The 10,508-nt window shown below is 67.6% G+C and carries 8 protein-coding genes; 6 read left to right on the top strand and 2 right to left on the bottom strand.

Features of this window, described 5'->3' with window-relative positions; genetic code table 11:
* Positions 1-175: 175 nt before the first annotated feature.
* From M4D53_RS17420 to M4D53_RS17400, 5 genes are all read left to right on the top strand, one after another.
* Positions 176-1,621 carry an APC family permease gene (locus tag M4D53_RS17420; protein WP_242086760.1) on the top strand — a complete coding sequence of 482 codons (1,446 nt, stop codon included), beginning with the start codon at positions 176-178 and terminating at the stop codon, positions 1,619-1,621.
* Positions 1,622-1,678: 57 nt separating this feature from the next.
* Positions 1,679-3,001, top strand: a complete 1,323-nt coding sequence (locus M4D53_RS17415; protein ID WP_242086761.1) for a type I glutamate--ammonia ligase — start codon at positions 1,679-1,681, stop codon at positions 2,999-3,001.
* Between the two features lie 40 nt (positions 3,002-3,041).
* Positions 3,042-4,193: an amidohydrolase family protein gene (locus M4D53_RS17410; protein ID WP_259955288.1), complete on the top strand. Its 1,152-nt coding sequence runs from the start codon at positions 3,042-3,044 to the stop codon at positions 4,191-4,193.
* A complete protein-coding gene (locus tag M4D53_RS17405; RefSeq protein ID WP_242086763.1) occupies positions 4,190-5,437 on the top strand; it encodes a M20 metallopeptidase family protein in 1,248 nt (415 codons plus the stop codon). The genes M4D53_RS17410 and M4D53_RS17405 overlap by 4 nt, the downstream gene beginning before the upstream one ends.
* A gap of 66 nt (positions 5,438-5,503) precedes the next feature.
* Positions 5,504-6,838 (top strand): aspartate aminotransferase family protein, encoded by a 1,335-nt coding sequence (locus M4D53_RS17400; RefSeq protein ID WP_242086764.1) that lies wholly within the window; start codon positions 5,504-5,506, stop codon positions 6,836-6,838.
* A 48-nt stretch (positions 6,839-6,886) separates the two neighbouring features.
* On the opposite strand, the gene M4D53_RS17395 is transcribed toward M4D53_RS17400, so the two are convergent.
* Together M4D53_RS17395 and M4D53_RS17390 are read right to left on the bottom strand one after the other, a co-directional pair.
* Complete coding sequence (locus M4D53_RS17395) at positions 6,887-7,774, bottom strand: MurR/RpiR family transcriptional regulator (RefSeq protein ID WP_259955287.1); 888 nt, start codon at positions 7,772-7,774, stop codon at positions 6,887-6,889.
* Positions 7,775-7,842: 68 nt separating this feature from the next.
* Positions 7,843-9,372 carry an aminotransferase class I/II-fold pyridoxal phosphate-dependent enzyme gene (locus M4D53_RS17390; RefSeq protein WP_242086766.1) on the bottom strand — a complete coding sequence of 510 codons (1,530 nt, stop codon included), beginning with the start codon at positions 9,370-9,372 and terminating at the stop codon, positions 7,843-7,845.
* Between the two features lie 78 nt (positions 9,373-9,450).
* On the opposite strand from M4D53_RS17390, the gene M4D53_RS17385 reads away from it, so the two are divergent.
* Positions 9,451-10,362 (top strand): LysR family transcriptional regulator, encoded by a 912-nt coding sequence (locus M4D53_RS17385; protein ID WP_242086769.1) that lies wholly within the window; start codon positions 9,451-9,453, stop codon positions 10,360-10,362.
* Positions 10,363-10,508: the final 146 nt, after the last annotated feature.

Below are 10,508 nucleotides of genomic sequence, written 5' to 3'. Positions count from 1 at the left end.
CGGCGGCGAGGTACGCAAGGTGCGGATGCATCGGCGCAGAAATTGCGCTTGGCAGGCGCGTGGACTTCGTGTAACGTTTGTTTCATAGATGGTGAATCATGATCGCTAAGGACGGTCTGGTTCATGTCACCTCATGGGACGTCACCGCAGACGCCCGACAGAAGGGTCCGATCACATGACTTCACTGACGAAGACCGGCCGGAGCATCGACGCGTCCGGAACGCCACGAAAGACCTTGAGGCTTTGGGAGGTTGTCGCGATCTCCATCGGCTTCATGGGTCCGGTGATGGCGATGTCGCTGAACGGGATCGGAGTGGCGGGACTTGTCGGTCGGGCCGTGCCGTTCACGTTTGTGGTCTCGTTCATCGGCACGCTGCTGGTTGCATACGCGTTCATTCGGCTGACGCGGTACATCACCCACGCGGGCTCCGTGTACGCGCTTGCCGGATCGACGCTCGGACCCAGGGCGGGGTTCTTCGGCGGCTTCGCGCTGCTGGGGACATATCTGTTCTTCGCCGCGTGCATCGCCGGTGCATGCGCCGTCTTCTTCGAAGCGATGATGGCGGAGCTCGGAATCGCGATGCCGTCGTGGGCCTGGATCTTCGTGCCGATCGTCGTCGCAGCGTTCGTGCTGATCCTCAATCTGCGGGAGTCGACCGTGACGGCACGCACGCTGCTCGGAATCGGCTTTGTCGGCATCGCCGCGATGGTGATCCTGTCCGTCGTGATCATCGCGCGTGTCGCCGGCGGCGACGCCCCTGTATCGACTGGTGTCGATTTCTCGGTGTTCCTTCCTGGCGATGCATCGATCAGCGCAGTGATGACCGCTGCGGTCTTCGGCTTCCTGTCGTGGGCCGGATTCGAGTCGGGCACCTCGCTGGGCGAGGAGACACGCAACCCCAAGCGCGTCGTGCCCATCGCGCTCTTCGCCGCAGTCGTCCTTGCGGGCATCATCTACACGCTGGTCATGTTCGCGCAGACCATCGGATTCGGCACCGATGCGGCGGGCGTGGAGGCGTTCGCGGGCGCATCCTCGACTCTGACCACACTCGCCTCCACCTATGTGGGGCAGTGGTTCGCCGTGCTGATCTCGATCTTGGCGTTCTTGGTGGCCTTCGCGTCCCTGTTGAGCGCGACCGCGGCAGCCGCACGCCTCTTGTTCGCACTCGCGCGGGACGGCTTCGGACCCAAGTCGTTTGCACACACAAGCGCCAAGACCGGTGTGCCCGTCAACAGCACGGTCTTCGTCATCGTGCTCACGGTCGTGCTCGCAGTTGGTCTCGGCCTCTTCGGCGCCACGAGCGTCGACGTGTACTACTGGTATGCGACGATCGCGGTGCTCTGCATGGTGGTCGCCTACGGGATGACCTCTGTGGGCGTCATCCGCTACGCCTTCACACGCGGTTCGAAGATCCCCAAGTGGGAAGTGGTCTTCCCCGTCCTCGGCCTCGCATTCCTCGCCTATGTCTACTTCGTTCAGATCGCCGGCCAGCAGGCACCGTACACATACTTCCCCTGGATCGCGGGGGCATGGTGCCTGATCGGCCTGATCATCGTGCTGGTCAAGCCCGCACTCGCCGATCGCATCGGCTCGCGTCTGACCATCGAGGACTTGGACTGACCCATGGGCACCACTGATCAGACCCCAGCGCACACGCCGACGATCGGAGCGGATCGCATGCACACCCCCACCGGGGATGACACCCCGAACTCCGACGAACTCATCTTCGTCGCGACCACCGATATCGCTGCACGCACCAAGGGCCGCTCCATGCGGCTCGCCGACTTCAACGAGCGCACCTCACTCGGCTGGGTGCCGGCGAACCTCGGTATCGGCTCGCTCGGACACATCGTCGATGACATTCCCTACGGGTCGACGGGTGACCTGCGCTTGAAGCCCGACTACTCGTCGCTCACACGCATCGATGGGATCCCCGGTCGGCCGCCGCTGAGCATCGTGTTCGCGGACCTCGTCGAGACCGACGGATCCGCGTGGGAGAGCTGCCCCCGGACGTTCCTGCGGGACACCGTGGAACAACTGCGCACGGAGTTCGGCATCACCACCCGGTGCTCGTTCGAGCACGAGTTCGTCGACGTGAGCGCCGACGGGGATCATCACCCGTTCTCGCTGCAGGCCTTCCGCCGGTCCGAGCCCATCGGCACAGAGCTGATGACCGTGCTCCATCGTGCCGGCCTCGAACCGGAGACGTGGCTGCCTGAGTACGGGCGCCACCAGTATGAGATCACGGTCGCCCCCACCGATCCGGTGGCCGCGGCCGACCGTGCGATCCTGGTCCGCGACCTCGTCTACGACCTGTTCGAAGCGCACGGCCGCGAAGCCTCGTTCGCGCCGGTGGTCGCGCCCGGGGAGGCCGGCAACGGGGTGCACGTCCATTTCGGGCTGGACGATGCCGACGGCAACACCCTCGTGTTCGACCCGTCGCGTCCCGGCCGGATTTCCGCCACCGCCGGCAGCTTCGCGGCCGGGATCGTGCGCCACGGTCCCGCGATGGCAGCGCTGTTCGCGCCCCTCGCCACGAGCTACCTGCGTCTGGCACCGCACAACTGGTCGACCGCGCGGGCCTTCCTCGGTCTGCAGAACCGCGAGGCGCTGCTGCGAATCTGCCCGACCAACGAGATCGACGGTCGTGATCCGAGCCGGCAGCTGCATTTCGAGTTCCGCGGCGGCGACATCGGCGCGAACCCGTGGATCCTGCTCGGCATCATTCTGCGTGCCGGAATGGAAGGGCTGCGCGAAGGCCTGGAGACCCCCGAGATCGTGCAGGGCGAGCTCGATCTCGACGGTCGGCATGCAGGCCTGGCGAAGCTCCCCCATGACCTGGAGCAGGCTCTGGAAACGCTGAAACGCGACGAGGTCGTCTCAGGGTGGTTCTCTCCCGCGTTCCTCGCGACCTACCACGCCATCAAGCGTGACGAGTTCGCCTCGGTCCAGATGCGCTCCCTGGCAGAGCAGTGCGAGGTGTATGCGCGTGTCTACTGACCCGCTCTCGCCGACACCGACGGACACACCCCTCGCCGACATGCCGTTGCTGGACCATCACTGCCACGGTGTCACGACCGAGACTCTGGATCGATCGGCGTTCGAGGCGCTGATCACCGAATCGGACTGGGCCGCCCCCGCAGGCACGACTCACTTCGACTCCCAGATCGGTTTCGCGATCCTCAGACACTGCGCACCCGTGCTCGGGCTGGAGCGCTTCCCGAGCCCCGACGATTACCTCGCGCGCCGCCGCGAGCTCGGTGGGGCCGAAGTGAATCGACGGCTTCTGCGCGCGACCGGGATCAGCGATTACCTCATCGAGGTCGGGCACCGAGGCGACGAGATCCTTGACCCCGCCGGAATGGCGGATGCAGCGGCGGCCCGGGCCTTCGAGGTCGTACGTCTCGAGCAGCTCGCCGAAGAGCTTGTCCGCGGCGGATGCCGTGCCGACGAGTTCCGCGCGGCCTTCGCTCGCGAGCTCGATGATCGCCTGGCGCGCGCGGTGGGCGTGAAGTCGATCGCCGCGTATCGAATCGGGCTGGACTTCGCGGCGGGTCGGCCCGACGACGCCGGTGTCGATGCTGCTGTCGACCAGTGGATGCGGCGCCACAGCGCCGGGGCACCGGTGCGGCTCGCCGACGCGACGATCATCCGCCACCTCCTGTGGGCGGCGGTGGATCGCGGCTGCGCGATCCAGTTCCACATCGGCTACGGCGACGCCGACGTCGACCTTCACCGCTGCAACCCCCTCCTGCTGACGGATTTCCTGCGACTGACCCGCGAGTCGGAGGCACATGTGATGCTGCTGCACTGCTACCCCTTTCACCGTGAAGCCGGCTACCTCGCGCAGGTGTTTCCTCACGTGTACTTCGATGTCGGCCTCGCGATCAATTACACGGGCTCGCGCGCGGACGAGATCATCGCCGAAACGCTGGAGCTTGCCCCCTTTCACAAGGTCCTGTTCTCCTCCGACGCGTTCGGCGCCGCCGAGCTCTACTACCTCGGTGCGCTGCTGTTCCGGCGTGGCCTCGCCCGGGCCCTTGACGTGTTCGCCGAGCGCGACGATTGGCCCTTCGCCGAGCGCACGCGCATTGCCGAGATGATCAGTTGGCGCAACGCCCGCCGGGCCTACCGGCTCGACAATCGCGCCGCCGCGGACATATCCGCCGGCGACAGCCGGGAGGCATCGTGAGCCGAACCGTCGCGGACCTGACCGATCTCGCTGCACGCTGGAACGCCGCGCTCGAGCGAGAGCTGCCGGCTGCAGCCCAGTTGCGGCGCGAACTGCACGCGCAACCGCGCGTCGCCGGCGAAGAACATGCGACGACCGCCCGCATCACGCATGCGCTGAGCGACCTCATCGACTTCGAGCCCATCGCCGGTTCGGGAGCCGTGGGAAGATTCGGACCAGCGGACGGACCCTCGATCGGGTTGCGGGCAGAACTCGACGCGCTGCCCGTGACCGAACTGACAGGCGCGCCTTTCGCCGCCACGAATGGGGCGATGCACGCGTGCGGGCACGACGTGCATCAAGCGGCTCTGGTGGCGCTCGTCCGCGCAGCCCAGGGGCTCGAGCTGCCGGCGGGCATCGTCGCCCTCCTTCAGCCGCGTGAAGAGAGCTACCCCTCGGGTGCACTCGATGTCGTGCGTGCAGGTGTTCTCGAACGCTTCGGGATCGCCCACGTCATCGGTGCGCACGTGCATCCGGGCGTGCGCGTGGGCGCAGTCGCCTCCGGTGGCGGGTTCATCAATGCTGCGGCGGACGAGATCGAAGTACGCGTCGAGGGTCGCGGGGGGCACGCCGCCTACCCTCACGAGGCGTCCGACACGATTGCCGCGATCGCGCACATCGCGATCGCCATCCCGGAAGTCATCCGCCGCACGATCTCCCCCCTGCGTCCCGCGATCATCAGCATCGGCACGCTCACCGCGGGAGAAGGCGCCGCCAACGTTCTGCCCGCGCACGCGCGACTGTTCGCCACCATGCGCACCACCGACCCCGCCGACCGCGACCCCCTCTTTCGTGCCGTGAGCATGATGGCCCAACGCACGGCGGAAAGTTTCGGCACCCGCGCAGTCGTCACGCGCGTCGAGGGTGAGCCCGCACTCATCAACGACTCCGGCCTCGCTGCAGGCGCCGACGACTGGCTCGCGAACCTCGGCGTCGATGGCGCCGAGCCCATGCGCTCGCTCGGCGCCGACGACTTCTCGTACTACTGCGACGCGGTTCCCTCGCTCATGATGTTCGTCGGCGTCCACACCCTCGGGGAGGATCCCGCACCCGGTCTTCACCACCCGCGCTTCCTGCCCGAAGACGAGTCCGTCGGCGCGGTCGCGCGCGCGCTTCTGGCCGGCTACCTCGCCGCCGCCGAACGCATGCTCGGCATCGAGCATCACCGGGTGCACGTGACGGGGTTCGATCGTGCGGGCGCCTGAGAGGCGGTCCACCCACGGCGTCGGCACCCGCCGATGCTGACGTCACCACGACGAAGGAGCACCACGGTGACATCGCTGCAAGACCTGCTGGCGCGTGATGCAGATTCGATCGCCGGAGTCGAGAAGCTGCGGTTCTTCCCGCTCGCCGCCGAGTCGGGCCGCGGATCGATCCTGGTCGAGCCGGGCGGACGCGAACTGATCGACCTGAGCGCGAGCTGGACCGCGTGCGGCTTCGGAAACGGAAACGTAGCCATCGCCACAGCGATCGCGGACGCGGCAGCCGACGCGCCAGGGGCTTCGATTCTGTCAACCACCCACCCCGGCGCGGTAGCGCTTGCCGAAGAACTGCTCGCTCTCCTCCCGAGCCGCCTGCCTCGGGCCGCGCGGCGCGTCTACCTGGGCCACGCCGGCACCGACGCGAACGATGTCGCCCTCCGCGGGTGTCGCCAAGCGACCGGACGCGCGGGCATCATCGCCTTCGAAAACGGCTACCACGGCGGCTTCGGCACGGCGCAGGGTGTATCGGGCGTCCACGTCGCGGCGGGCACCCCCGCTGACGCCGAGGTGGTCTTTCTTCCCTACCCCGACACGTACCGGCCACACACCCGCGACGCGTCGAATGTTGCCGCCGACGTGCTCGAGCGCGCCGACCGTGAACTGTCACGTGGCACCACCGCGGCAGTGATCGTCGAGCCGCTGCAATCGGACGGCGGAGTGATCGTGCCACCCGCCGGGTTCCTCGCGGGGCTTCGAGCCCTCTGCGACACACACGGCGCCTACCTCGTCCTCGACGAGGTGAAGGTCGGACTCGGACGCACCGGACTCACACACGCGTTCGCCCACGACGGCATCGTTCCCGACGTCGTCACGCTCGGCAAGGCACTCGGCGGCGGCCTCCCCCTCTCAGCAGCCGTCGGACCCGCAGCCGTACTCGACGAACCGACCGCGTCCGCGCTCATGACGACCACCGGCAACCCGATCTCCTGTGCGGCCGCGCGCGCCGTGCTCGCTCTCGTGCGCGATGGCGCCGCCACCCGGAATGCTCACGAGCGTGGAGCGCAACTGCGCGCACTCCTGCGTGACTACGCGGGGAGCGACCGGGCCGGCGCTCGGCGCGTCGGCGACGTGCGGGGGCTCGGCCTGTCGCTGGGAGTCGAGCTCGTCGTGAACCGGGCCAGCCGCACACCGGATGCAGCGCTCACCGCGAAGGTCGCCTACCGGGCGTGGCAACTCGGCGTCGTGGCCTACCCGGTGCGCGGGAACGTCCTCGAGCTCACGCCGCCGCTGACGATCTCGGCTGACACCGTCCGGGAGGCGGCGGACATCCTCGCACGCGCGATAGACGACGCGGTCGAAGGCGCGGTGTCAGACGAGCAAGTCGCCGCTTTCGGCGGCTGGTAGCGGCTGCGAAGAGTCGCACCGCACCCCGCGGGGGCTGACCGGCGCCGTTCACGTGCGTTCGGCGACGGTTCGATCGCGCATCGCTTCTATCGCCGCGACGCGTTCCCTGCCCGACTCACCCAGGCGATCGGTCACCCCAGCGACGAGAGTCTCCACAACGGCCATCGCCGGAACAAGGGAGTCAAACGGTGAGGGCGCCTCGACGTCAGCAGACAGCACGATCGCCGCCACATCAGCCGCGGGCGACAGCCAACGATCCGTGAACAGAACCACGCGAGCGCCGCGATCGGCCACCCGCTGAGCAAACCGCACCGTCTGTGGGTCATACCGCCGGTAATCGAACACCGCGAACACATCACCCCGGCGGGTGTCCGCGATCGCCGCGAGACGTTCCATCGGCTCGATGCCCATGACGTGCACGTTCGGGCGAAGAAGTTCCAGATGCGCACCCAGATAGTCCGCAAGCACGTGACTGAACCGACCGCCGGTCAATCGCACCGGGTGAGTCACATCGGCGAGGAGCGCGATGGCCTGCGTGAACTCACTCTCGGGCATGTCGCTGATCGTGGCGGCGAGACTCCCGGAGTACACGCGAGCCGCCCGGGCGAGATCACCATCCCCCGAACGCAAATCCGGACGTCCATACTGCTCAAGGGGGGACCCGAGACGCTCGTGCACTTCCCGCATCAAGCGCTTCTGGAACTCTGGATACCCACTGAACCCGAGACGACTCACACACCGCACGACGGTCGGTGGGCTGACTTTGGCCCTCGCTGCCAGCTCGGCCACCGTCTCCAATCCGGCGATCGGATAATTCGCCAGGATGGTGCGCGCAACTTTGCGCTCCCCCGAACTGAGGACCTCGAGCGAATCGCGAAGCATCTCGCTCAACGTGCCTTCGCTCGTGTTCACCGAGATTCCCGTCCCGTCCACCATCTCCGAACTGGAACATACGTTACAGGAGGAGAGTTGGGTCGGGGTGCGTACGCGCCAGGTGTGTGAGATCAGGTCGACGTACGGACCACACTCAGCGTCGCGAGCGTGGGGTCCACGGCGCCCCGGACATATCCGCCGGGGGTGGCCGTGATGTGCAGCAGGAAGCGCACGAGTTCCTCGGTGATCACCTCGCCCGGGAGAACGTTCGGTATTCCGGGCGGGTAGGCGGCCAAAGCGTCCGCTGAGACGCGGCCGATCGCCTGCTCGATCGGGACTGCCTCCGCGGGCCGGAAGAATGCCTCCCTCGGGAGGATCGCGAGTTCGCCTGGGCGGGGTAGCACGCCGACAGCGCCAACGGCGGTGACGTCCACCGCGGCGAGAGGATCGATCGGCAGCGCATGAAGGGCATCGACAATGCGCGGGATGTCAGGAACCACTCCGGGGGCGACGATCGCAACGATGCAGGTCTCGGTCGCGATCTCGACGTAGATTCCGTCGCGGTCCATCAGCAACTCTCGCGCGGTGGGCCCATGCACGCCACCGCTTGCGACGTCGATGGAGACGCGGAGCGGATCGGTGGCGACGATGTCATCGAAGCGTGCGAACGTGTCGCTCACGATACGGAATCGACCGCCACGGCGGATGCGCTCGCGCAGCTCGTCGGCGGCGGCGATGGCGGCTCCGATGCGTGCGCGGCCGTCTTGCAGCTCGGCCCGGGCGAGATCCAGCGATGCCAGGAGGAGAGAACTCTCGCTCGTGGACTGGGCGAGCGCGAACGTGCGCTCCACGAGAGGCTCGAGTTCGTCGGCGAAAGGCCCGTGGCCGAGGTGGAGCATGGCGGACTGAGTCAGGCTGCCGCCGAGCTTGTGCGTGCTGGACACGACGAGGTCGGCGCCAAGCCTCAGCGGGTTTTCGGGTAGGTCTTCATGAAAGCCGAAGTGGGCGCCCCAGGCGGCATCCACGACGAGCGGGGCGCCGGCCTCGTGCGCGATTTCGGCGAGCGCCGCTACGTCGGCGACTGCACCGAAGTAGCTGGGCGAGATGAGGTACACGCCCTTGGGCCGATCGACGTGTGCGAGTGCGGCGCGGAGGGCGGAGGGCGAGACTCCGTGATTGATGCCGAACCAGCCGTCGATCGAAGGAGCGACGAAACGCGGTGACAGTCCGCCGAGGATGATTCCGTCGCTGAAAGAAGAATGAGCGCTGCGCTGCGCGACCACGGGGTCCTCGATGTTCCGGAACGCGCCGAGCGCGAGCGCGACGATGCGGTTCGCCTGCGACGCGCCGTTGGTGAGGAACCAGGTGCGTCGGGCGCTCCACGCTTCGGCGGCGAGTCGCAGTGAGGCTGCGAGTGGGTTGCCTGGGCCTTTGTCGATGCCAGTAAGCAGCGGCGGCACGTCCATCCGCAGCAGGTCGCTGCCGAAGAACCCGGCCAGACGCGGCGCCCCCTCGGGGTCGGCCGCGTGACCTGGCACGTTCAGGCGAACCGTGTCGCGGGCTGCGTACCGGGCAAGTGCGTCTGCATACGGTGTTGTCTCGGCGTCGCGGCGGGAACCCGTGGCGGTCGGGACGGGTGCATCGAGGAGTGCGGAAGTCATACATCCATCGTGTGATGCAGCGGCAGAATAGGGAATAGCGATTAATATGAATATGTCAATACCTGATATGGATTACCGATGCTGGATTTCCGACAACTCACCGCGCTGCGGGCGGTCGATGAGCACGGTTCGGTGCTCGCCGCCGCCGAAGCGCTCGGCTGGAGCCAGCCCACCGTCACCCATCACCTCAACGGCCTCGCACGTCTCACTCGGGCACCGGTCGTTCAGAGTTCACGCGCGGGCACCCGGCTCACGCCCGCCGGGCGCCTCTGGCTGCCGCACGCGTCCGCGCTGCTGGAGCGCGCAGCTCGGGCGCAAGCTGACGTCGCGCACGCGCTCGAGACCGGTCGCCGGCGGGTGCGGCTGGGCATCTTCCCTACCGCCGCGGCTCGGCTGCTGCCCGCCCTCGTCGGCGCGCTCTCCGAGGCCGGATACGACCCGCGCATCACCGAGGGAGAGCTGCACGAATTGTCCGAGGCGCTCGTGCGCCTCGGGCTCGACGCGGCCGTCGTGTTCGACCTTCCCGGCGAGGCGAGGAGTACGCCGCCTGGAACCCACCGCACGAGCCTGTTCACCGAGCGGTTCTCCCTCATCGTGTCCTCGCAGCATCCGTTGGCGCTCGGTCCGCCACGCAGGCTTCACGACTTCAGCGGCGACCCCTGGATCCTCGGAGTGAGTGACACCGACCCCGGTGACGCGAACCTCCTGGCGGCGGCGCGAGCGGCCGGATTCGAACCGATCAACGGCCCACGCAGCGACGACTACCGCGTCGTCGCCGCGTACGTCGCCGCCGGACTCGGGGTAGCACTTATACCCGAGCTGGCACTGCCCAGCGAAGCTGAAGGCGTCGCCATCATCAACCTCGCCGACACCACGCTCTCACGCGAGGTATCGCTGCTCACTGCAGCAACCCTCGACCATGCGGCAGTCGAACTGATGTCGCGGGTACTGGCCGCGGAAGCCACCTTGATGACATCAGACTTCGACTGACCATTCTTCCCCCGACGGGTCCCCGTGCTGTCGCCCGACGAGGTGGTGATCCCTCCACCGGCGCACCCGACTCGCGCCGCCCTCTCCGGTTCCGAACTGACCCTGCTGATGGGCTGCTAACGGAACGGGTTGTGGTGCCCCTCTGC

It is taken from the genome of Microbacterium meiriae (assembly GCF_025143875.1).
Lineage (GTDB): Bacteria > Actinomycetota > Actinomycetes > Actinomycetales > Microbacteriaceae > Microbacterium > Microbacterium meiriae.
Note: the sequence above shows the minus strand (reverse complement) of the source record. Positions and strands in the feature narration are given on the sequence as shown.